Source organism: Burkholderia sp. A9 (genome assembly GCF_000801975.1).
Genome location: NZ_JSZN01000003.1, coordinates 208,259 through 230,953, shown reverse-complemented (window position 1 = coordinate 230,953; position 22,695 = coordinate 208,259). Strand labels below are relative to the sequence as shown.

The 22,695-nt window shown below is 57.8% G+C and carries 16 protein-coding genes and 1 rRNA gene; 13 read left to right on the top strand and 4 right to left on the bottom strand.

Features of this window, described 5'->3' with window-relative positions; genetic code table 11:
- Window positions 1-127: 127 nt before the first annotated feature.
- Window positions 128-240 (top strand): 5S ribosomal RNA (gene rrf, locus PI86_RS01960).
- Window positions 241-486: 246 nt separating this feature from the next.
- Here the strand turns inward: rrf and PI86_RS15870 are convergent.
- Window positions 487-732 (bottom strand): SymE family type I addiction module toxin, encoded by a 246-nt coding sequence (locus tag PI86_RS15870; protein WP_081071593.1) that lies wholly within the window; start codon window positions 730-732, stop codon window positions 487-489.
- 287 nt (window positions 733-1,019) lie between these two features.
- Complete coding sequence (locus PI86_RS01955) at window positions 1,020-2,474, bottom strand: hypothetical protein (protein ID WP_039318191.1); 1,455 nt, start codon at window positions 2,472-2,474, stop codon at window positions 1,020-1,022.
- Between the two features lie 147 nt (window positions 2,475-2,621).
- Here PI86_RS01955 and PI86_RS01950 point away from each other — a divergent pair, with 147 nt between their 5' ends.
- From PI86_RS01950 to PI86_RS01935, 4 genes are all read left to right on the top strand, one after another.
- Window positions 2,622-3,065, top strand: a complete 444-nt coding sequence (locus PI86_RS01950; protein WP_039318189.1) for a hypothetical protein — start codon at window positions 2,622-2,624, stop codon at window positions 3,063-3,065.
- 118 nt (window positions 3,066-3,183) lie between these two features.
- A complete protein-coding gene (locus tag PI86_RS01945; protein WP_039318177.1) occupies window positions 3,184-4,797 on the top strand; it encodes a recombinase family protein in 1,614 nt (537 codons plus the stop codon).
- Window positions 4,794-5,696 (top strand): ParB/RepB/Spo0J family partition protein, encoded by a 903-nt coding sequence (locus tag PI86_RS01940; RefSeq protein ID WP_010100615.1) that lies wholly within the window; start codon window positions 4,794-4,796, stop codon window positions 5,694-5,696. Before PI86_RS01945 ends, PI86_RS01940 begins: the two co-directional genes overlap by 4 nt.
- Window positions 5,693-6,595 carry a plasmid partitioning protein RepB C-terminal domain-containing protein gene (locus PI86_RS01935; RefSeq protein ID WP_039318234.1) on the top strand — a complete coding sequence of 301 codons (903 nt, stop codon included), beginning with the start codon at window positions 5,693-5,695 and terminating at the stop codon, window positions 6,593-6,595. Before PI86_RS01940 ends, PI86_RS01935 begins: the two co-directional genes overlap by 4 nt.
- Before the next feature lie 135 nt (window positions 6,596-6,730).
- On the opposite strand, the gene PI86_RS17270 is transcribed toward PI86_RS01935, so the two are convergent.
- The gene (locus PI86_RS17270) at window positions 6,731-6,907 is read right to left on the bottom strand and encodes a hypothetical protein (RefSeq protein ID WP_161792349.1); all 177 of its coding nucleotides are present in this window, start codon (window positions 6,905-6,907) and stop codon (window positions 6,731-6,733) included.
- Window positions 6,897-8,495 (bottom strand): anti-phage dCTP deaminase, encoded by a 1,599-nt coding sequence (locus PI86_RS15865; RefSeq protein WP_082012107.1) that lies wholly within the window; start codon window positions 8,493-8,495, stop codon window positions 6,897-6,899. The genes PI86_RS17270 and PI86_RS15865 overlap by 11 nt, the downstream gene beginning before the upstream one ends.
- Before the next feature lie 1,214 nt (window positions 8,496-9,709).
- Between PI86_RS15865 and PI86_RS01925 the strand changes: the two genes are divergently transcribed.
- The 8 genes from PI86_RS01925 to PI86_RS01890 are packed head-to-tail and all read left to right on the top strand — an operon-like array spanning window position 9,710 to window position 22,695.
- Window positions 9,710-10,264, top strand: coding sequence for a BrxE family protein (locus PI86_RS01925; protein WP_039318170.1), 555 nt, complete (start codon window positions 9,710-9,712; stop codon window positions 10,262-10,264).
- Window positions 10,261-11,046: a BrxA family protein gene (locus PI86_RS01920; RefSeq protein ID WP_039318167.1), complete on the top strand. Its 786-nt coding sequence runs from the start codon at window positions 10,261-10,263 to the stop codon at window positions 11,044-11,046. The genes PI86_RS01925 and PI86_RS01920 overlap by 4 nt, the downstream gene beginning before the upstream one ends.
- Window positions 11,043-11,618, top strand: coding sequence for a BREX protein BrxB domain-containing protein (locus PI86_RS01915; RefSeq protein WP_039318164.1), 576 nt, complete (start codon window positions 11,043-11,045; stop codon window positions 11,616-11,618). Before PI86_RS01920 ends, PI86_RS01915 begins: the two co-directional genes overlap by 4 nt.
- 12 nt (window positions 11,619-11,630) lie before the next feature.
- Window positions 11,631-15,176 carry a BREX system P-loop protein BrxC gene (gene brxC, locus PI86_RS01910; RefSeq protein WP_039318161.1) on the top strand — a complete coding sequence of 1,182 codons (3,546 nt, stop codon included), beginning with the start codon at window positions 11,631-11,633 and terminating at the stop codon, window positions 15,174-15,176.
- Window positions 15,177-15,184: 8 nt separating this feature from the next.
- A complete protein-coding gene (locus PI86_RS01905) occupies window positions 15,185-16,273 on the top strand; it encodes a GTP pyrophosphokinase (protein ID WP_039318158.1) in 1,089 nt (362 codons plus the stop codon).
- Between the two features lies 1 nt (window position 16,274).
- Window positions 16,275-18,101, top strand: coding sequence for an SAM-dependent methyltransferase (locus PI86_RS01900; protein ID WP_039318156.1), 1,827 nt, complete (start codon window positions 16,275-16,277; stop codon window positions 18,099-18,101).
- On the top strand, window positions 18,098-20,143 hold the full coding sequence (locus PI86_RS01895; RefSeq protein WP_152608021.1) for a hypothetical protein: 2,046 nt from the start codon (window positions 18,098-18,100) through the stop codon (window positions 20,141-20,143). Before PI86_RS01900 ends, PI86_RS01895 begins: the two co-directional genes overlap by 4 nt.
- Window positions 20,143-22,695, top strand: a complete 2,553-nt coding sequence (locus PI86_RS01890) for a PglZ domain-containing protein (protein WP_039318152.1) — start codon at window positions 20,143-20,145, stop codon at window positions 22,693-22,695. Before PI86_RS01895 ends, PI86_RS01890 begins: the two co-directional genes overlap by 1 nt.

Below are 22,695 nucleotides of genomic sequence, written 5' to 3'. Positions count from 1 at the left end.
GTGCGACAGCACTGGCTGCAGGATCCGAAGCGACGAGTTGGATTCTCGTGTGTGATACACACAACTCAAAAATTACTGCTTCTTCCAAGATTGGTTGTGCTGCGAAGCAGCGCAACAACCCTCTTTGCCTGATGACCATAGCGAGTCGGTCCCACCCCTTCCCATCCCGAACAGGACCGTGAAACGACTCTACGCCGATGATAGTGCGGATTCCCGTGTGAAAGTAGGTAATCGTCAGGCTCCCTAAGCCAAGAACCCCCGCCCGAAAGGCGGGGGTTTTTGCATTGGCGCGGCGGAAATGTGCGGTGCGCCTGGTATGGGTTGCAGCTCGTGCCTACAGGCTAAACGGCAGCGGACTTGAGTGTCTGGCCCGCTGCGCTTGTATCGCAATCGTCGCTTGTCACAGTTACTAACGGTATCGAGTCTCGGGTACTGAGCTACCTGAGCGATGGTGACTTGCGGCGCCCACCATGGGCAATGCGCCGATCACATCGGCGTGATGATGAGTCGCTGGTGCTCGACAGTAATCCGGACGCGTTCTCCCGCCTCGAATCCCGCATCCTCAAGCCATACTCCAGCCAATTTGATCCACGGGTAATACGTCGTGTTCAGTTTCCGGTGTGCTCTGATGGCACGGAGGACTCTAGACAAGGAGTGATGACGTGCTGATTCTTGAATCTTGACGAAGCGTTCCGTTACGACGGGGCGTGACTTATGATTGGCGTTAGCCATTTCCGACTCCTACGGTGAGTTGGTGGTGGTCAGCGGGTCGTATGGGTGGCAGCCCATGCGGCCCGCGCTTTTTGCGGTGATGCCATTTGAGTCTACCTAACTGGGCATCTCGAAATATGGAAAATTAGAGGGATGGCCAATCGGTATAGCTTCTTGAGTTTTTATTGCGGAAAATTGCGGCGTAGGTCTAGGTATCGATGCCCGACGAGTCCTGCGAGGCAATGGTTCGGCTCGATGGACGATATGAACCGCTCCGGATTTTATGGAGGCTGACGCGACGAACGCCGTCAGGGTTCCTCCTTGCGACACATTTTCAATTCGACCGTCAAGTCCGGGAAACTAAAAGTCATGATACGTGGGCGGTCGAACACAAAGCGCCGGACATGACGCTCCACTGCGTGGGCCAAATCTGCCAGTGGTTCTGTGTAGTCAAGATCATCCAAGACATGTAGTAACTCAAACCAACTCAACCAAGCCGCACGACTATCGCGGTCAGACTCGCCGCTAAATCTTGCTGTGTAGCGAGTTATCACATACATCAGTGGGGCGGCGGGAGCAGTGACGTCCTTTATGCCGAGTTGCTTTGCAACTTCAACTGCGCTGCGCCCGTCGATCCACGACACAAGCTTATTCACCCATTCGTTAGCCTTCTTGACGACGTTGTTTCGCCGGCTTTGCCATTCGCGTAATGAATGCCCAAACACGTCGTTCCATTTAAGTTGTACGAACGCCATCGCTCCGGACTCAGTGTCAACGATTACCGCGTCTACGTCCGTCAATTCGGAGCCATCCGCTCGACGGATGCTAAAACCATGAGTGGGAACGTGAAACCTGGGCGCGCCGAATGCGCTGGATAAGTCCCGACGAAAGACCTTCTCTTTTTCGTCAACGGCTTGGTCCCAGTCATTCTTGTAAATTGTTTTCAAATGCCGAAAGAATGACACATACGGGTTCGATAATGCCCCAAAGCAGGGGAGGAGCACGAAGTCTTGCCCCAACTCAACATAGTATGGGCAAGGAATTTCAAAATTTCCTTCCCAATCCCATTCGTCGAGCGTGTCGCTCGACAGTGTCAGTGCGCGCATCGTCGATGGAACAAGGTCTCGAGATATCCCAGCCTCTTCAAGAACCGCTTCGACGTCTTCCTTTCGTGCGAAGATAGTTGTGACATTTGCGAGCAAAATTTCCGGTTGCTTTATCCGAAGCTCGTAGGAAAAATCAATGTGGCAGAGAACTCTTCCGAGCGCTTCGTTACTTGAATCTCTCCACTCCTTAAATGTTCTGCCGCCTATTATGACGTTATCTGGCAATGCTTCGCGTTCGGGAAATCTTCTGCCGTAACTCTCGGCCTTCTTCCGATAGGCGTGCACGATATCCCAGTCATTGTCATACCGAATGAACCATCCATCTGGGGTATCAACATACGATTTCATACGATTTCGGAGTTTTTCCTCAAACTCTTCATTCACGGGATCCGGAGCGTTGCCGTGCGCCAAAACTGAGTCCGCAGCAAATCGCTGAGAGATCTCTTCGAGGCCGACATCAACTTCTATGAGAGGGCCGGAATCCCGCATAGTCGATTTCGATAATCCATACCGTTCGAGTTGCGCCATGCGTCGCAAGTTGGTGAGTTGACCACACGTATCTACAGGCAGTATTTGTAGGTTGTCGTAGATGGTGAAAAGTACGCCATTGATTTTATGGAAGTTTTTCACTAACTCTGACACGGCCATCCAAACCATGTGTCACTATTCGTGAAAAAAAGCGGCAGGATTGTCGCAAAAGGTGAAAATTCCCGAGGGTGGGTCGCCGCGTCCTGTGAGCTGATTTCGACTGACCCTGACCCCTGTACGGCCGGCCCCACTGCGATTCCTCTGTGGAGTACGGCCATGAAATCGGATCGGATCTGTGCCGCCTGCGGCGCACCCTTCACTCCGTTCTTACATATCCCGCATCAACGCTTCTGCTCGGCCAAGGCGTGCCAGCGTGCTCGCCGGCGCGCATGGCAGCACGAACGCCTGCGAGTCGATCCCGACTATCGCGAGAATCAGATCCGCGCTCAGGCCAACTGGCGGGCCCGACATCCTAACTACTGGCGGCACTACCGCGAGACGCACCCGGCCTATCGCGATCGCAATTGCTCGATGCAGCGACGACGAAATGCGCGGCACACTGCTAGTGCTGTTGCAAACATGGACGTGTGGCCGGCCTGTCGCCCGCTGGCATCTGGGTTCTACATCCTGCGCAACGCGGTTGAGGCCGGCGTTGCAAAGATGAACGCGTGGACGGTGCACATCGCCGTGCTGTCTGAGCCCAGGCCTGTTCCGGCGTGATTGCAAAGAGATGACGTGTTCGACAAGGGGCTATGGCCTGCTACCTTGGCTGTGTACTCGCTCGCATTCGACGTCATTGCAAGGCGCGACGCGTTCGCCGATACAAGTCCCCTAGTTGATGTCGGGGATGGCGCAGCGAGGAGCGGTTGCCGGTGGGAGCTGGATCGTGGACCTCGATTGCACATGCGAATCCGTTGATGAGCAGGTTGGCAGGATGCGGGCTGCTGAATACGTTCGGATGTCGACGGAGCACCAGCAATACTCGACGGAGAATCAGCGTGATCGCATTCGCGACTACGCTGCTCGGCGCGATCTTGAGATCGTGCGGACCTACGCTGACGAGGGCAAAAGTGGTTTGCGAATCGATGGGCGCCAAGCGCTGCAGCAGCTGATCCGAGACGTGGAAACCGGCATGGCCGATTTCCAGGTGATCCTCGTCTACGACGTGAGCCGTTGGGGACGATTCCAGGATGCAGACGAAAGTGCTTATTACGAGTACATCTGCCGGCGCGCTGGCATCCAGGTCGCCTATTGCGCCGAACAGTTCGAGAACGACGGCTCGCCAGTTTCGACGATCGTCAAAGGTGTGAAGCGCGCGATGGCCGGTGAGTACAGCCGCGAGTTGTCAGCGAAGGTCTTCGCTGGCCAGTGTCGGTTGATCGAGCTCGGTTTCCGGCAAGGCGGGCCGGCAGGCTATGCGTTGCGCCGGATCCTGGTGGACGAGCATGGCCTCATGAAGGGGGAGTTGCAACGCGGTCAGCACAAGTGCCTGCAGACGGACCGCGTCATTCTGATGCCCGGCCCGGACAGCGAGGTTCGAATCGTCAACCTCATCTACAGCTGGTTCATCGACGAGTCACTCAATGAGCACGAGATCGCGGCTCGCTTGAACGGCATGAACGTTCAGACCGATCTGGGGCGACCCTGGACTCGGGCAACCATTCGGGAGGTGCTGACCAACGAGAAGTACATCGGCAACAACGTCTACAACCGTGTGTCGTTCAAGCTGAAGAAATCGCGAGTCACGAATCCGTCGGAGATGTGGATCCGCAAGGAGGGTGCGTTCGAATCCATCGTGCCGAGCGAAACGTTCTATACCGCGCAGGGCATCATGCGGGCGCGCGCCCGGCGCTACTCGAGTGAGGAGCTTATCGAGCGTCTGCGAAACCTGTATCGAAGCCGAGGTTTTCTATCGGGCGTCGTGATCGACGAAACGGAAGGCATGCCGTCCACCTCGGTTTATGTGTATCGCTTCGGCAGTTTGATTCGTGCGTACCAGACGGTTGGCTTCACGCCAGGCCGTGACTATCGTTATATCGAGACGAACCGCTTCATCCGGCAACTGCACCCAGAGATCGTTGCCGAGACCGAAAAGAAGATCGCGGATCTCGGCGGATCCGTGTCGCGTGATCCGGCGACGGATCTGCTGACCGTGAATCGAGAGTTCACCGCTTGTATCGTGCTGTCGCGGTGCCAAGTGCGCGGCAGCGGCCGTAACCACTGGAAGGTGCGATTCGACACGAGCCTGCTGCCGGATATCACCGTGGCGGTCAGGTTGGACCAGAGCAATTCGACGGCGCTCGACTACTACCTGCTGCCGCACATCGATTTTTGGCAACCCCGTATCAATCTCGCGGACTGGAATCCGATCGAGTTCGAGAGCTATCGCTTTGACACGCTGGACTACTTATACGGTATGGCACAGCGTGCTCGGCTGAGGAGAAAAGCATGACTCAGCGTGAGCAGCCTGGTGAGGTTCGGATGATCCCCATCAGCCAAATCGAAGTGATCAATCCTCGCGAGCGCAATGGCCGCGTCTTCGAGGAAATCGTCAGCAACATCAAGACAATCGGCCTGAAGAAACCGATTCTGGTCACACCACGGGCGACGGCAAGCGGCGTGGAGAAGTATCTCCTCGTGTGTGGGGAGGGACGACTGAAGGCGTTCCGATCGCTCGGCGAAACGACGATACCAGCGCTGGTGGTGAGCGTGAGCGACGAAGATGCATTCATCATGAGCCTGACGGAGAACATCGCGAGACGGCAGTGCCGACCGCTCGAGTTGCTCGCAGGCATACGCGAACTGCAGGAGCGCGGCTATGCACCGAAGGCGATCGCCGAGAAGACGGGGCTCACGCAGCACTACGTGCAGGGGATCCTGACGCTGCTGCATCAGGGTGAAGAGCGCCTCGTCATCGCAGTGGAGAAAGGCCGAATTCCGCTGAACGCAGCGCTTTCGATCGTCGGTGCCGGCGACGACGATGAGGCGATCCAGGCGGCACTGCAGGAGGCATATGAATCGGGGAGATTGCGCGGGCGCCAGTTGATGGACGCTCGGCGCGTCATCGAGCGGAGGAAGGCGCTCGGCCGCACGGCGAATCGAAACATGACGCGCAAGGTTATGGACGTGACCACATCGAGCCTCGTCCGAACGTATCAGCATGAAGTTGAGCGGCAGAAAACGATGGTGCGGAAGGCAGAGTTTACGCAGCAGCGGTTGCTCTTCATTGTCGGTGCCCTCAGGCAGCTATTTGCCGATGAGAATTTCGTCAATCTGCTGCGTGCTGAGGAACTGGCGACTTTGCCGAAGTATCTGGCGGAACGTGTATGGCCGAGCGGGAGTCCAGCATGACCGGCGTAGCACTTGGGTTCATTCCGGAACCACTCTCCGTTCCGATCACGAGCATCCTGCCATCGCGACGCACGCCTGCCGGCATGATGAACTCACGAAAGTTCAAGCAGATCATAAGCTCCATCGAAGAGGTGGGCCTGATCGAGCCGCTTTCGGTGACGCCGATTGACCAGACATCGGGCAACCATGTCCTGCTCGATGGGCATCTCCGATTGATCGCGTTGCAGGAGCTCCAGTTCAACACCGTGTCGTGCCTCGTTGCCACAGACGATGAGAGCTACACCTACAACAACCGCGTCAATCGACTATCGACCATCCAGGAGCACTTCATGATTCGTCGGGCCGTCGAACGGGGTGTGTCCCCGGAGCGACTAGCGAAGGCGCTGTCGGTAGATGTGTCGCAGATCATCAAGAGGATGGCATTGCTGGATGGGATTTGCGCTGAAGCGACTGAGCTCCTGAAGGATCGGCAGTTTTCGCCGGAGCTCGCGCGAGCGCTACGCAAGATGAAACCGACACGCCAGGTCGAGTGCGTCGAGCTGATGGTGGCAGCGAACAACCTGTCCGTGTCGTATGCAGAAGCGTTGCTCGTTGCGACACCGGCTTCTCGGCTGGTCGAAGGAAAGAAACCGAAGAAGCTTGCCGGCGTGAGCCCCGAGCAGATGGCGAAGATGGAGCGGGAGATGAATAATCTCCAAGGGCAATACAAGTTGGTGGAGCAGACTTACGGGCAGGATGTACTTAATCTTGTGCTCGCGAAGGGTTATCTCGCGAGACTGCTCGAAAACGTATCGGTGAACCAGTACCTGCAAGCACAACAGGCTGATTTGCTTGTCGAATTCCAGGCCATCGTTGACACGATCACGTTGGATCAGCCTACGGTCGAAACGTCAGCATAGGGATACCGGAAGTGAGATTCCTTGCTTAGTGAAAACCGTCGACCAAAGCCGTCACCATAATTGCCAACTCCGGTAGAAAATATAGAAAATCTCAGTGGCAATAATAAATTAACAAAATCCGGTGACTTGGATATTTTACTCGCTTGCACTCTTGTCTTTTTCGACGCCATCCAATTTTTCAGTGGGCCTAACCTCTGGAAATGATACTGCCGACACCTTGGCGGCATCACGCATCCACTGAGGCCAATCAGCAATTCGGGTTTTAGAATCTGCAAATTGCGCCAAAAATCTAGCAACCTTATCAGTTTCCATTTTCATCTCCTGCGACCCCTGCCGGGGGAGCGGCATCGCTGAGCATTATAACCTCCAAAAATAAATAAGTCAAAGGTATTTGGCTAAATCGAGGATTATTTGCCATTTCATCATAAGTAAAAACTAGGCCATCTTTCGTTTTTCGCTTCGAGGCCATTTGAAATAACTCCATATATCGCCGGGGGGCAACACCCGAAAACGCGCGAAATTCTGCTTTATTTTTTGGTGTTTCGTGAGCCTCCACAGAGATAGAATCTCCGTAGAGATCACGTGCTCTGCTTTTTTCGTATGGCTCAATAAATACAACTTCCGATATCCCGCTCGATAATATGTGGCGTGCACAGATGTGACATGGAAAGGTTGTGCAAAATAATCGTGATCCAGATAATTTCACGCCATTTTTCGCCGCCTGTGTAATTGCTGCCATTTCTGCGTGAACGGCTCGACCGAATTCAATAATATCGAATAATTTCGAGTCTCTTATAAATGCACCATCCCGAAACAAACTTATGTCAGCCAACTCAGAATCCGTTCTTGCCATTGCATCATCCGAAAGACAGTTAGCCGCTCTCAGGTGCGCAAATGCGTCCTCTACCATCTCGCGTTTGATGGATACGTTTGAATCAAACCCTAACTCCACGTCCCGTTGGCATCCGTCATCATCCGCCCAATACAAGCCTCCACCAAACTTCGGAACCTCGTTACAGCCTGTCGATAGTAAATCACCTTCTTCAGAAATAATCGCTGCTCCAACTTGCCGTGACAAATCAAGCGAGCGAAGAGCGGATGCTTGCGCAAAAAACATTGCCTGCTCATCCCGGGTCGGCGATATGTAGGGGTCACCAAATACTAAACTTACCAAACGGCCAATGTTCTTGCCGACCTCTTGCAAAGACCCACTTGTGAGAAAATAATCAGCCAGCGGAAATGTTTCGCCAACATTTTGCCCAAAGTCCTTTCTGCCAGTTTCAGCGTAATCGCGATTTATAAGCTCGACCGCACACTGCTCGGCCATATCTCTGGTCTCAGCTGCAGAGGAAAATTTTCGCTTCATATGCTGAACTCGAGCCGCGCGGGGTGAATAAACTGAAATCAATATGAAGGCATCTCCATAAACCTCTCGAAATAGCTTAACTTCCTCCGGTCGTTTGAATGAACGCACTATGTATGCAACGCGCGTTGCCGGAGTCATGGGGTCGCCGGTTAGTCCAGCACGAATCGACCTGATCTCGGCTAACCCCAATCTTCCTACGATATTCGCTTGTTCAGTCCTTTCCCTGAGATCCGTTCCCATCTGCATTAATGTTTTAATGCGCTCGTAATCATTCACTGGTGCCAATGGCGCGCCTTGAACGTATTCTGGAATCAAATTACTCAATGGAACAGTGTGAGAATTATAAGAGGCGCATTTTTTCAGCTCTGACTTCAATGCATTGCACACTTTCGTCAGGTCGACCCCGGTTGGGCCAACAAAACCAAACACAACCTCTCCAGCCTTCGGACGATAGTCCGTGCTGCGACCCGCCACTAGGGCGTTCGACGACCCGGCCACACCGCTCCCCGCCACCACTTTCTTTTCGTTTTCCATGGCACATTAATTCGAGGACTGATGTTCATTCTGTAGTTGCTTCGCACCGTCAAATCAAGACCTATTTCATCAGTACATTCCCTTGCTCGCTATGGCAACAGAAGCCCCTGACTACTTGAGCTGCTCAACTTGAAGGTCGACTGGGTACGGATCGAGCATCGAAAAACATCTATGCACATCCCCACAACAAATTCTCGTTCCTCGATGTTCTGGGGTTGATAGACGCCCGTAACGCTCGGCCTCGGAGTAGCGGAAGAATAGGTCGCTCCGGCAATACCGCTAGTGCTCGGCTACAACCGGACGGAATGCCAGTCGGTTGCGTTCGATTGGCGCGCATGCCGTATTCGATCGGGTCGCGATAATCGTTGGCCGTCCTCGGCTGATTGCGTTGCAGGACCTTCCATTCAGCACCGCTGCCAGCGCAGGGTGCTGCGCTAACTTCGTCAGACTTGCAACCTAGTGCCGGACATCTCAATGGTTACTAGGCTGGCCCGAGAAGACGCGGACGGTCTGGCTGCCGAACAACGCGTTCAAGCTAGGCAGAAGCCCGTGCTGCAAATCTGAATGTCCGTCAAAACTCGAAACAGCACGCTAGCTCGGAAAAATGTTCCCCGATTCGCCGCAGTCGCCACTCTTCGTCTGGCGCGAGCGCTCTTTCTTCCGGTTTGACCTCAATGAGTAGCACTGCACCGCTGGCGAGGGTGAGTTCGAAGTCTGCCGTGTACTTTCGCGATCTACCTTCGAACGAGTCATTTCGATCACAATCGGCTGGCGCGGCGCACTCCTGGTCCCGTAACACTGGAGCCGGTCTTCCAGCCGATCCCAGGATGGGCGTTCGGCCACGGACTTCGGTGCGACACCTGTTCAAACATAGACAGGTTTGCCGTATACTTGTCCAGATTGCCGTCAAGAATCAATATTTCCCGTCCCAAGTGGATAGGAACCAATGCATGACGACTCTGGCAAAATAACTACCCTTGATGAACTGGCCGCTTACTTGAAGGCCGTCAATCGGATGGTCTATCGCTTGACGGCAGCCAGGAAAATACCTGTTTAAAGTTGGCGGAAGCTAGCGGTTTTCGCGAGTCGAGATCGACTAATAGATCAGGCGTCAGTCGGCTGGCACGGCAACGAGCTGGCTAACGCGGGACGTAGGATCAGTGAAACGGGGCGTCGCCATGGACGAAGATGCGGTACCTTGGAATGCGTGACGCATGATTGATCTTGAGAAACTGCTTCGACTTCGCATCGTCGTCGCGCGCTTCGGGGAACTCGACAACGCTCGCTGGTGGAACACCAAGGGTCAGCTAGGACGACTTGGTGCTGCAGTATTGCGACGCGGATTCCCACGCACCTATCACTTCGCGCAAGCCCGTTCGGTCTTCGCCGTCGCCGCTCAGCGATGCGACGAGGTTTTCAACCCGCCTGCTTGCGTGACACTCTGGAAGCTTCCCGAGGCAGTGGAGGAGGACTTCGAGGCGCGCTGGGAGCATTGGCTCGATCACGCGAGCGAATGGGGACCGTTCTTCGAGCGGATCGAGACGCTGGGTAGCACGGATCTGATTGAGGTTCTCCGAGGCCTCGAACTGGTGACCGAGGCTGATCTCGATGCCTACACAAGGCTACGCCGTTCGGCGGAAGGTCGCGCTGTTTCGCTGCCAAGTGGCTATCGCGGCACGAATGCAGATGTCACGCTGCTTGCTCTTGGTTTTGCGCGTGGTGAACCTGGGGCTCTAGCGGTTCCATATGGAAGTCGGACTGACGAATGACGACGAATTCCCGCGCCAATGTCGTCTCCTCGTTTACGGTTATCAAAGGCGCGATGATTGACGAAACCTACGCCGTCTTTTCGGCGTGGGACTTCGAGCGTTCGAAGCGCGAGAACCTCGATCGTCTACGGCAGGATAACTTCATTGGTGCGAGGAGTGCGACTTGGCTGCGCGACGTCGCCAAGGTGCTGAACCGCCGCTTCGACCCCGCGGGGCGTGACCGTCTCCTCGTAGTGCTCGCGCAGTATGGGTTACCTGTCGAAGAGTGGAAGCCATTACTACTCTGGCACATGACGCGCGACGAGTTCCTGGTCCGGGACTTCATCGAGACCTGGCTCTTCAATGCGTACGACGCTGGCATCTTCCGCATCCGCAGCGAGGACGTCGAGGCGTATCTCGGAAGCATTGCCAAGCGCGGCGCGACCACCGAGCACGCCTGGTCCGAGCAAACCACGAAACGCGTCGCGGCGGGCCTACTAAAGATTGCCGTCGATTTCGGTCTTTTGCGTGGCTCCATTGCCAAGGAATTCGTTTCCGTCCACCTGTCGGAGAAGAGCTTCCTCTACTTGCTCCATGCGATGCGCGACGAGAAGTTGAGCCCTAGCAAGGTTATCGCGTCGCCCGAGTGGCGCCTGTTCCTCATGCGTCCGGCCGATGTTGAGCATGAACTGCTACGACTCCACCAATACCGTGAGCTCGAATATCACGTGGCTGGCAGTCTCGTGCAGCTGAGTCTACCCTGCAACAGCTGTCACGATTACGTAGAGAGGATGGTTGAATGAGCGACCTCAAACAGCGCATTAAGCAGAACCTCGAGACCGTCCTCGAGTTGCCCGATCCCCAGCAGCGCATCAGCGCGTACCACGACATGCCGTATGCGCTGTTTCGCTACGACCCTGAGGACGAGTTCGAGCTGCGCAAGCAAGTGGCGCTTCTCGAAACGCGACTTTCCCAGAAGGGCAAGCGTGTGAAGCGCATCTCGCTTGCCGAATGTCTCGATGAGGCAATGAGGTCACAGCGGTCGCTGGACGAGTGGTTTACCGCCGAGCGCGAACAGGGCGTCGAAACCATCATCGAGACCGTTCACTCAGTGCTCTCGGAGTACTCGCCGCTCGTCGACCTTGTGGCAGCACGCATGCCGGAGGACCCCGATCCACTGCGCGACGTCGTATTCATCTTGCGCACTGGCTCGCTCTTCCCAATGTATCGGACCTTTTCACTGCTTGAGCAGCTCAAGGGCCGCGTTCACGTTCCGACCGTTCTCTTCTACCCTGGCGACCTCGATGGTGCTGCAGGCCTGCGGTTCATGGGGGTGCTCGACGCGGAGCATAACTACCGCCCGAAGATCTTCTGAAGAATACTGACGATGACGACGAATACGACCATCAATACACTCTTCGCCAACGACATTTACCGTCGTATCGAAGAAGTCATAAAGGTTGACCAGACCGACGAAGAGATCATCCGCGACGAGATCAACGAGTACGTGGTCACGGACGCGATCCGCTCGCACTACACGGGCATCTTCGATGCTTATCAAGAGACGCCGAACAAGCCGCATGAGGGCATCGCCATCTGGGTCTCGGGGTTTTTCGGTTCCGGTAAGTCAAGCTTTGCCAAGATGCTCGGATTATCCATCGCGGACCGTACCGTCGCGGGTGAGTCCGCCGCCGAGCGCTTCGCCGAGCGCGCCGGCGACAAGAAACTTTCAGTTCTGCTGAAGGCTATCAACGAGAAAATCCCGACCCACGCTGTTATCTTCGACGTTTCGACGGACCGAGGCATTCGCAGTGGTAACCAGACTCTGACCGAGATCATGTACGGTCTCTTCCTCCAGAGCTTGGGGTACGCGAAGGACCTCGACCTCTCGGAGCTGGAGATCGGGCTCGAGGAGAAGGGGCAGCTTGCCCGCTTTGAGGAGGAATACAAGCAGCTTTTTAAGAAGGACTGGTCCGTCGAGAAGGGCAAGGTTGCTTTCGCGCTTTCCGAGGCGAGCCGCGTCCTCCATAGCCTCGATCCGGACACGTACCCGATGGCCGACTCGTGGGTGAAAGCCGTCAAGAACAAGGCTGACATCACGCCGGGTAAGCTCGCGGAGCGAGCGGGCGAGCTGATGAAGCGCCGCAAGCCGGGGCTGTCGTTGATGTTCGTAGTCGATGAGGTGGGACAGTTCGTCGCGCGAGACGTCCAGAAGATGCTCGACCTACAAGCAGTCGTACAGAGCCTCGGAGTTAAGGGCCGAGGTAAGCATTGGGTTGTCGTCACCTCTCAGGAAAAGCTCGGTGAGCTCGTCAGTGGCCTCGACGACAAGAAGATCGAGCTCGCCCGGTTAATGGACCGGTTCCCACTGCAGGTCCACCTCGAACCGTCAGATATCTCCGAGGTCACCAGTCGCCGAGTGCTTTCGAAGAACGCCGCCGCGCAGACTGCGCTCGGGAAGCTCTTCGACGAACACCGCGGCCGGCTAACCGAGCACACCCGACTCACCGCCGACATCAGGCTCCCGGAGCTAGCGCGCGAGACCTTCATCGACCTGTATCCGCTGCTGCCATACCAGATCGATCTCATCATCCAGGTCGTCTCGGGCCTGCGCACGCAAGGTGGCGCGAGCAAACACGTCGGCGGCGCAAACCGCACCATTATCAAGCTCGCGCAACAGCTCCTGATCAATCCGGCGGTGAACCTCGCGGATGCGAAGCTCGGCGACCTCGTGCGCCTCGACCATGTCTACGACCTCGTCGAGGGCAACATCGGCTCCGAAGTCCGCGCGAAGATTGCAGCTATCTCGAAGGAGCTGACGCACCCGCTCGCGAAGCCGGTCGCGAAGGTGATTTGCTTGCTCCAGTACGTGAAGAGCGTCCACCGCAGCGCAGAAAATATCGCGGCGGCTTTGCACAGCGGTATCAGCGTCGACTCGCGACTCGCTTCCGTGAAGGAGGCCCTACGCGAACTCGAGACGGCCCACAAGGTACGCCGTGGCGATGACGGTTACCGCATCCCGACGCCTGCTGAGGACGACTGGGAGCGTTTGCGCAACGGTATCAGCCCGAAACCCGGTGACTCGCATCGTCTCTACTCCGAGGTTTTGTCCGCATTTTGGCAGCCGCAGCCATCGCATTCGCTCTTCGATACAAAGACTTTCAAGGCTGGTCTTGCGATCCACGGCCGTGAGGTCACGGGTGGCGATTTAATGTTCCAGGTCCACCTTGCCTTCGACGGCAAGGAATTCGACGCGCTGGCGGCAGAGCTTCGGACACGTAGTCAGCAGGAGCGTAAGCACGTATTTTGGGCCATCGGCTTGACCGATGGCATAGACCGGGAAACCGTCGAACTTTTCCGCAGCAAGGAAATGCTTGCCCGTAAGGAACGCGAAACGAAGGGTGAGGACACGCCTGCCCTCATTGCAGAGGAGCGTGTTCGCCTTCGCCGCCACAGCGACGAGCTTCGTCGTCTGTTCCGTGCCGCGTGTCTCTCGGGTCGCATCTACTTCCGAGGTAACGATCGCAGCCCGGCTGACCGCGCTGTCGACGTGGGCAGGACCGCTGCGGAGGTGCTCGGGCAGGTGTTGCCTGAGGTGTTTGATCGTTTCAAGGAGGCCGCTGCCAAGGCGACGGACGTGAAGAAGGGCACGGACGCTCTCTTCACCGCCGAGAACCTCCAAGGCTTACCGGGCGTATTTGGCAGCATCGGCCTTCTACGTGACGAGAAAGGCAAGACGGCCTTCCGTACCGAGAGCGGACCGCTAAAGGAAGTGCTTGATCGCATCGAGGAGCGTGCGAACTACGGCGAAACTGCGAGTGGCCGCTACCTTACCGATGAATTCGCGAAAGAGCCTTTCGGCTGGGACTTCGATGTCGTGCGCCTCTTGGTACTGTCACTCCTGCGTGCCGGGACAATCGAGGCAGTCAGCAAAGGGCAGACTCTCGATACGGTCACCGGGGTGGAGGCGCGCGACACCTTCCCGAACAACAATCTCTTCCGCCAGGCGGCATTTCGGCCTAAAAAGGGCATTGAGTTCGAGGAGCTGGTGAAGGCCTCCGAAGCGTACCGCGATACTTTCGGCAGCGAGGTGAGGGAGCTGAACGCGGGTGCAATCGTCGCTGAGCTTCGTAAAGAGGTTGCGCGCAACGAGGACACTATCTCCTCAGCATACGCAACGCTGCATGCTCATCGCCTGCCGGGCGAGGGGGTGCTGGGTGATGCCATCGGGCAGATGAAGGCCATCCTCCGGGGCTCGGAGGACAACGCCATCGCGACCTTTAACGCGAGCCACCGCGCGATCAAGGACGCTATTAAGCGCGCGGTCGAGCTCGAGCAAGTGCTCTCCGAACCACGCCTCCACGACCTCGAGCGCGCACGCAAGGCTCAAGGTGCGCTTTGGAACTTCTTGAACCAGGAGTCCGACATCGCCGAAGAACTATGTACGCGTGCGACGTTGCTCGAAGATCTACTCGCACGCGAGACATTCTTTAAGGAGCTACCATCGATCGAGCAATACACCAAGGCGATCGAGACTGAGTACAGCCGTCGCTTCGACGAGGCACTCGACGCCCGTGTGGCCGCTTACACGAAGGCCTTCGAGAAGCTTGTGAAGTTGCCTGGTTGGACGGAGATCGATGAGGACCAGCAACGCCGCCTTGCCGAACCCTTTGAGCGCGGGCAGAAGCAAGAGACCGATCGCGTGCCTATTCCACAACTTCGCGCCGACCGGGATGCGTGTGAGGGGCGCCTGCGCGCAGCCGTCACGGAGTTGCGCCGCATCATTGACGGCGAGCGCGCCGTCACGGTAAGTGTTGGCAGCTACTTCGCGGAGGGAATCGAGACCGAAGAACAGCTTGAGGCAGCGCTGGACGGCATTCGAGAGGAGTGCTCCCGCCTCATCGGTGCCGGCAAGAAAGTCATTGTCCAGTAGAGGCCGACATGACCATCTCTGATGACACCATCAAGAAGGCCGTTCAGCGCTACCACCGCGAGTACGACCGCTACCTCAAGCTCGCGGCGCGCGTCGCCGAGATCTGCCGCTCCGAGATCGTTGAGGGAAACGCCATCCGTGCCCAGGTCACGTCCCGGGCCAAGAGCCCAAAGAGCTTCGAGGGCAAGCTGCGCCGCTTCGCCGCCAACGGTAAGAAGACGATTCCGGACGTCGATGCAGTGTTCGAGCAGATTCGTGATCTGGCCGCGGTGCGAATTGCGACCTACGAGCAGCGTCACGAGGAGCAGGTCGTGGAGCTTGTTTGTCGGCGGTTCGTCGATGCCGGCAATCAGCGGCCACCCCATGAGCGTAAGGACAAGAACCGCGACGACCCCGGCAACTTTTATCGCGCGAGCCACGTTGAGGTGTTCTTGACTAAGGGCGACGGTGTCGGCACGTATGCCAATGTTATGGATGTTCCCTGTGAGGTGCAGGTTTGCAGCATGATGGCTCACGTCTGGAACGAGATTGAGCACGATCTTGGATACAAGCCGGCCGCTGGCGCGCTATCAGAGCAGGAGCGGAATTTCCTGGTCATGCTTGGCCAATCGGTGCGCATGGGTGACGGCACTATCTCGAGCCTGTTCGCCGAAACCGAACGACGGCAGCGGGAGCAAGGTGGCACGTTTAGCGACGTATACGACTTTGTCGCGCGGCTGCGCGGCTGGTTTCCGGAGGTCGAGTTCGCCCGCAACGCCGGGGCGCTTTTCGAATCGCTCCTACCTATTCGATTACTTAGCCCCGACAGCATTCGGAAGCTGCTTAATCTGCACGAACCGATGACGAATTCTGCACAAGCAGCGCTTGACGCATTCGCGCAGCGGATGGATTCAGAGGGATCGGTGCGGTTCAGACTAGATCGCAACTCGTCAGATGTGCTGTTGGTGCTCTTGCTGCCGAAAATTGGCAAACACCTTCAGACTCCGCTCGCTGAGGCGCCGACAGAGGGCGTTGCGAGAGTACGGTGGTTCGCTGAGAGATTCATCGAATTGTCTGCGGCGCCCGCCGTCGCCGAATCCGAAACCGGGGAGCCCTGACATGGACAAGGACACACGCAACGCCATCGAACGCGCGACCCAGCGGGCGAGGACGCTCCTTGAGGAGGACTTCGCCGCTCAGCTCGAGGGCGAATTCGACGTACACCGTAATGGTGAGGTGTCCGCGAAGGCTGGCGGTCATCTCTCCGCCCGCCAAGCGTTCCAGCGTGAGCGCATCGTCGCCGCCATCGAGCACAAGCGTGCTACCGGGACGAGTCCTCCGGACTCGGTCGCGGACTACCTGCGTGACGCTGCCTTCACCACACTTAATCGCTTCGTCGCGCTCAAGATGCTGGAGGCGCGCGCGCTCGTGCAAGAGTGCATCACCAAGGGCGAGCAGTCCGCCGGCTACCTTGAGTACAGTGGCATGGCGCCGGGGCTGCTGCTCTTGCCCAATAGCGCCGGCTATCGGCTCTACATTGAGTCCCTCTTCGACGAGCTGTCGACTGAGGTGAAGGTACTATTCGACCACCGCGACCCGTCGAGTGTGCTCTGGCCGAAGCGCGCGAGCTTCGAGCAGCTCCTCGAGATCCTGAACGTAACCGAGCTCGCCAACGTGTGGGGCGAGGACGAGACTATCGGCTGGGTTTACCAGTTCTTCAACGGCCAAGATGAGCGCAAGAAGATGCGTGAGGAGAGCCAAGCGCCGCGCAACAGTCGCGAGCTGGCTGTTCGCAACCAATTCTTCACGCCCCGGTACGTTGTCCAATTCCTAACCGACAACACGCTCGGACGCACCTGGTACGAGATGCGCGCCACGAAGACCGCGCTTGCCGATCGGTGCGAGTATTTAGTTCGCAAAGCCGACGAGGAGTTTGCGCCGCGCGCGAAGAGGGATCCGCGAGACCTGCGTGTGCTTGACCCGGCGTGCGGCAGCGGGCACTTCCTGCTCTACGCCTTTGACCTTCTGCTCGCCATCTACGAGGAAGCGTATACCGACCCCGAAAGCCCCAAGAGCGAAGCTACAGGCCGCACAATCGCGGAGGACTACCCGAGCATCGACGCACTTCGGAAGGCAATTCCGGGGTTGGCCCTTGCGCAGAACCTCCATGGTGTCGATATCGACCCGCGCTGCGCGCAGATCGCCCAGCTCGCCCTGTGGATGCGTGCGCAGAAGGCGTATCACGACCTCGGCATCGGGCGTGCGGATCGGGCGCAGATTTGCAGGTCGAACATCGTCGTGGCCGAACCGCTCGTGGCCGACGAGCAGATTGCAAAGGATTTCGTCGAGAAGCTCGGTGACGTCGAGCTAGGGCGCGTGTTCACTGCACTCGTCGAGTCGTTGAGTCTAGCCGGAGACATGGGGCTGCTCTTGCGTGTGGAGCATCTCGTCGCACGCCAAGGAAAGCGAGGCCAAACGGGCGACCTCTTTGCCCCCCCCGAAGAGCGGATTCGCGCGGCGCTCGCACGCTTCGTCAGTGACGAGGGTGGACGTGCGAGTACACGCCGGCGGCTCTTTCTAGGCGATGCCGCACAGGGAGTTGGTTTGCTCAGCATCGCTGAGAAGAAGTTCGATGTTGTGCTTATGAATCCGCCGTTCGGGGCGATAACCGCAAAGGCCAAGGGTGCTCTCTGGAAGGCTTACGCACGGAGCAAGGACGACGTATACGGCGCCTTCGTCGAGCGTGGGCTGGAGCTGACTCCTCCGGGCGGAATGCTGGGAGCGATTACCTCGAGAACCGGATTCTTCCTCTCTGGGTTCAAAAACTGGCGAGAGCACGTGCTGCAGAAGGATGCGCACCTCCGCGTCTTTGCCGATCTCGGTGCAGGCGTGCTCGACAGCGCAATGGTTGAGACTGCTGCGTACTGTTTGGAGCGCAGACAATGAGCATATTCTTCCGCCTCAATGGAGCTCAGGACAAGGCGCTGGCGCTCAAACCTCTTTGCGCGTCGGTACCGGTAGACGATCGAACTGTTTTTGTTCGCTCGGTTCAAGATCTGCTGCGTATTCCCGGCTCGCCCTTGGCATATTGGGCTGCCGGTGATTTGGTGCGCACATTTGCCCATCTCCCTTCCTTCGAAGAAACGGGGCGGTTTGCAGGTCAAGGAATCGCGACGGCCGACAACTTCCGCTTTCTTCGTCTGCACTGGGAGACCCCAATCGGCAACCACGCAAGCTGGTTCGGGTTGGCAAAGGGAGGAACGGCCAACGCGTTCTACGCAGATGTTTACTTGTGCATTCGATGGGGGGGCGACGGTGCCGAGTTCAAGAGTTGGGCAGAGACCCTTTACGACAACTCGCACTGGTCAAGAATTACAATGAACTACTCGAAGTACGGGCTCGCTGGTCTCACGTGGTCGCGTCGAGCTACGGATTTCGCTGTAAGAGTCCTTCCGTCCAACTGCGTGTTCGGAGACAAAGGACCAGCCATTTTTACACCGAGTCAGTCGCCCGACTCCTTACTCGGGACATGCGCCCTTCTCAACTCCATGTCGTTCCAGCGTCTGCTCGAACTGCAACTTGCTCGTGTTGACCTCGCCAAGTCTTACGAAACTGGTGCGGTCTCTCGTACTCCGATGCCGGAGATGACTGCTGAGGATGAGTCTCGAATTGCAAAGCTGGCACGCCTTGCTTGGAGCAAGGCGAGGTTGCGCGACACCATAAACGAAGCATCGCACGCGTTCGTGCTCCCACTCTGCTTGAACGAAAGGGTCGCTGGCGTCGATTTCGCTGGTCTCCCAAACGAATTGTCCAAGATTCGCCACGAAATCGACGATCTCGCCTGCTCCTTCTACGGACTCGATGGTACCGTCTCGGTGCATGATGACGCTCCCGAGGTCCGAGACGTCGCAGTCAACGAGAACGATGAGTCGGTCGAAGAGGGTGACGATGACTCGGTTGCTCAGACATTGGACTCGTTGGTGTCCTGGCTCGTCGGCGTTTCCTTCGGGCGCTTCGATCCGCGTCTCGCCACGGGCGAACGTGCGATTCCATCAGAACCCGAGCCCTTCGATCCGCAGCCTTTCCGCTCACCAGGTATGTATCCCGAGAGCGACGAGCCTGCGGACCGTGCCGACATCCTCGTCAATGACGAAGGTCACGCGGACGATCTCGCCACGCGAGTTCGCGCCGTCGCTGAGCACGTTAACGTCGACGCCCCAGAGAACCTCCGCGCGTGGCTCGCCAAGGAATTCTTCCCGCTGCATATCAAGATGTACTCGAAGAGTCGTCGCAAGGCGCCGATCTACTGGCAGCTCGCGACACCCACAGCGAGCTACTCGGTGTGGCTCTACATCCACGCGTTTAGCAATGACACCTTCTTCCGCGTCCAGAACGACTACGCTGTGCCGAAGCTCGCGCACGAAGAAAGACGCCTTGAGTCGCTTGCAAGCGAGTTGCGTGACGGAGCGACTGCCGCCCAACGTAAGGAGCTGGCCGCGCAGGAGAGCTTCGTGGAAGAACTACGCGCCTTCCTAGAAGAGGTGAAGCGCGTCGCTTCGCTCTGGAAGCCGAACCTTGATGACGGAGTCATCGTCAATTTTGCACCGCTCTGGCGGCTCGTCCCGCAGAACAAATCCTGGCAGAGGGAACTCAAGTCCATTTGGGATGCGCTCTGCGAGGGCAAGTACGATTGGGCACATGTCGCGATGCACCTCTGGCCGGAGCGCGTGATTCCAAAGTGCACGACGGACCGGAGTCTCGCAATTGCGCACAATCTCGAGGACGTGTTTTGGGTTGAGGGAACTGACGGCAAGTGGAGCGCGCGGACAACACCCACGCGCAGTGTAGAAGAGCTCGTCCAAGAACGCACTTCGTCCGCCGTGAAGTCAGCGCTCAAGGGCCTGCTCGAAGCTCCTACCGCCACTGGCAATGCCGGGCGCGGTCGTAGTGATCGCCGCAAGACTGCAACCGAGAGAGGAAACGCCTGATGCACCCGCTTCACGACTACGTGGCGAAGCAGCTCGCCGACAAGCTTAAGTCCCGCTGCGTTGTCGTCTGGTACGATGAGCGCGGCGAGTTCCAGTCCTTCGTCGACGAAGTGCGCGGCGGTCCTCGCAGAGCAAGCGATTCTGTCCTGGTTAGTGTCGGCGGCATGACGACGAGCCTTGCCGAGTACGCCGGATCGGTATTCGAGCTGCGTGCAGTGGTCGAGCCATACGTTAGCAACGATGCTCCAGGCGCGGTCATCATCTACATGCCGAACGTTGTCCGAAACCGCCACGCCTCCGTCCTGATGGAGCTGGAGAAGGCCGGCATGACGTGGGAGCCGCAGCTCAAGCAGTTGGCGAAGAATGTTCTCCTTCAGAAGTACACGCTCGGCGTCGTTGATGAGATGCTGCCCTTTGATCGAAAGGTATCCTACGAGGATCTCGCGCGCGCCGCGGCGGGAGACTCCGCAGTAGAGCCTCCTTCGATTCTGAGAAGCATTTTCCACGATACAAGCAGCAATGATGCACTCCTTGCCACTTGGCTCGTGAGCGACGCGCGTGATGTGGAAATCATCAGCAAGGAAGCAATGCGCGAGCTGACGAAACTCGTGAAGGCGCGTCTCGGGCTCGAGCTGCAGCTGGATGCGCCGCTCGCGAAACTGCGCGCTATCACGCTCCGATATGTGCTCGCTGGGGAGTTCCGTCTCGACCTATCATGCGACGCGCCCATTTCCTTTGACAGCGTCCCCAAGCCCCCATCAAAGGATAATGAGGTTGCTGTGTGCGAGCTCGCGCGGCGCCTTCGCATGAGCTTTCCAGATGCGTACGCGGCTCTCGCTGACCGAGTCGAAGACGAGCTGGGTCTCAAAGACGCGATGCTGCCGCCCGGTGGGCTTGGTGCCATCGACACCTTCCGCTTCGAGGAGCGCGCTCTGCTTCGTCATGCGGGCGACCTCATTTCGAACGGTAGATTCTGTGACGCGCTGGAACTTATTGTCGAGCGTGCGCAATGCTTTTGGCTTGACCGTGACGTCAGCCGGAAGGCCCAGTGGGAAGCCATTCGGCGTATGGCTGAGCTGGGTAACTTGGCCGTGGAAGTAAGAAACGCAGTCAACAAGACTTCAGGGGATGCGGCCGTTTGGCTGGAGGCGTACGTGTCGAAGGATGGCTGGTTCCGTCTCGATCAGGCCCAGCGTTGCTTAGAAGCGTGGGTCGCGAACCTCGACGAGGAACCCGAGGAGCGCCCGCTAGGCGTTGTCCGCCGTGCCCACGAGGATGCCTGCCACGCGATGGCCGAGGGCTTCACCAAAGCGCTCATCAAGGCCGGGTGGACCGTCCCCGGGGCACTTTACCAGACACACATCTGGAACGAAGTCGTCGCCGGCAGACCGAAGCCCGTTGCCTACTTCCTCGTCGACGCCATGCGCTTCGAGATGGGCGCAGAGCTCGCCGAGCGCCTGTCGAAGACCTCCGAGGTCTCTATTCGCGCGGCCGTCGGTGCGCTGCCCAGCATCACGCCTATCGGCATGGCGGCACTGCAGCCCGGAGCATCTGCAAGCTTCTCAGTTATCGAGCAAGGCGGAAAGCTCGGCGCCCACATCGATGACAGCTTCCTGCCTGACCTCGCGAGCAGGAAAAAGCACGCAGCTGCGCGCGTGCCAGGCCTAGCTGACTTGACGCTCGACGAGCTCTTGAGCCTCCAGCCTTCGAAGCTCGCGAAGAAGCTTGACGGCGCACAAGTCGTCTTCGTTCGTTCGCAAGAAATTGACCATGCTGGCGAGACGGGTTTCACCTTCCAGGCGCGGCAGGTGATGGACACCGTCATCGACAATATTGCACGCGCGATTCGCAAGCTCGCGGTTGCAGGCATCGAACACGCTGTGGTGAGCGCAGATCACGGCCATTTGTTCTTCGCTAGCGACCGCGACGAGTCGATGCGCACAGACGCCCCAGGCGGTGACACAGTTGAGCTACATCGGCGTTGCTGGATTGGACGGGGCGGCGCTACGCCGCCCGGCTGCGTGCGTGTTTCGGCTTCGTCCCTCGGTTACGCCTCCGACCTCGAGCTCGTATTCCCGGCGGCGTCGGGAGTCTTCAAGGCGGGCGGTGACCTTGCGTTCCACCACGGCGGGCCGACGCTCCAGGAGCTGGTCGTCCCGGTGCTGACCGTACGCACGAAAACACGTGAGTTGACGAGACTTGCGGCGGGCCCAATCGAAGCGACAGGGCTCCCGGAGGTCGTTACAAACCGCATTTTTAGCGTTACGTTTGTCTATGGCGCTAAGCAGATGCTGCTCGACGCGACGGCTGTTCAAGTTCGGCCGTTGCTGATGGCAGCCGGCAAGCAGGTGGGGGTTATCGGGATGGCGGTAGACGCGCAAATTGACCACGCCACGGGCACCATTGAGCTCGAGCCCAACAAGCAGGTAACCGTTGCCTTCATATTGAGCGATGAAAGCGCCACCGCTTTGCGCGTTGTAGTGCAGGACCCGGCAACCGATGCAGAGCTTTACCGCTCGCCCACCGACATCCCGGTTCGACTTGGAGTATAA

Excerpts from the sequence above, each read along its gene's own strand:
- PI86_RS01945 (WP_039318177.1), top strand. The coding sequence starts at position 3,184 with ATGTCGGGGATGGCGCAGCGAGGAGCGGTTGCCGGTGGGAGCTGGATC.
- PI86_RS01950 (WP_039318189.1), top strand. The coding sequence starts at position 2,622 with ATGAAATCGGATCGGATCTGTGCCGCCTGCGGCGCACCCTTCACTCCG.
- PI86_RS01935 (WP_039318234.1), top strand. The coding sequence starts at position 5,693 with ATGACCGGCGTAGCACTTGGGTTCATTCCGGAACCACTCTCCGTTCCG.
- PI86_RS01940 (WP_010100615.1), top strand. The coding sequence starts at position 4,794 with ATGACTCAGCGTGAGCAGCCTGGTGAGGTTCGGATGATCCCCATCAGC.
- PI86_RS15870 (WP_081071593.1), bottom strand. The coding sequence starts at position 732 with ATGGCTAACGCCAATCATAAGTCACGCCCCGTCGTAACGGAACGCTTC.
- PI86_RS01895 (WP_152608021.1), top strand. The coding sequence starts at position 18,098 with ATGAGCATATTCTTCCGCCTCAATGGAGCTCAGGACAAGGCGCTGGCG.
- brxC (WP_039318161.1), top strand. The coding sequence starts at position 11,631 with ATGACGACGAATACGACCATCAATACACTCTTCGCCAACGACATTTAC.
- PI86_RS01915 (WP_039318164.1), top strand. The coding sequence starts at position 11,043 with ATGAGCGACCTCAAACAGCGCATTAAGCAGAACCTCGAGACCGTCCTC.
- PI86_RS01905 (WP_039318158.1), top strand. The coding sequence starts at position 15,185 with ATGACCATCTCTGATGACACCATCAAGAAGGCCGTTCAGCGCTACCAC.
- PI86_RS01920 (WP_039318167.1), top strand. The coding sequence starts at position 10,261 with ATGACGACGAATTCCCGCGCCAATGTCGTCTCCTCGTTTACGGTTATC.
- PI86_RS01900 (WP_039318156.1), top strand. The coding sequence starts at position 16,275 with ATGGACAAGGACACACGCAACGCCATCGAACGCGCGACCCAGCGGGCG.
- PI86_RS17270 (WP_161792349.1), bottom strand. The coding sequence starts at position 6,907 with ATGGAAACTGATAAGGTTGCTAGATTTTTGGCGCAATTTGCAGATTCT.
- PI86_RS01890 (WP_039318152.1), top strand. The coding sequence starts at position 20,143 with ATGCACCCGCTTCACGACTACGTGGCGAAGCAGCTCGCCGACAAGCTT.
- PI86_RS01925 (WP_039318170.1), top strand. The coding sequence starts at position 9,710 with ATGATTGATCTTGAGAAACTGCTTCGACTTCGCATCGTCGTCGCGCGC.
- PI86_RS15865 (WP_082012107.1), bottom strand. The coding sequence starts at position 8,495 with ATGGAAAACGAAAAGAAAGTGGTGGCGGGGAGCGGTGTGGCCGGGTCG.
- PI86_RS01955 (WP_039318191.1), bottom strand. The coding sequence starts at position 2,474 with ATGGTTTGGATGGCCGTGTCAGAGTTAGTGAAAAACTTCCATAAAATC.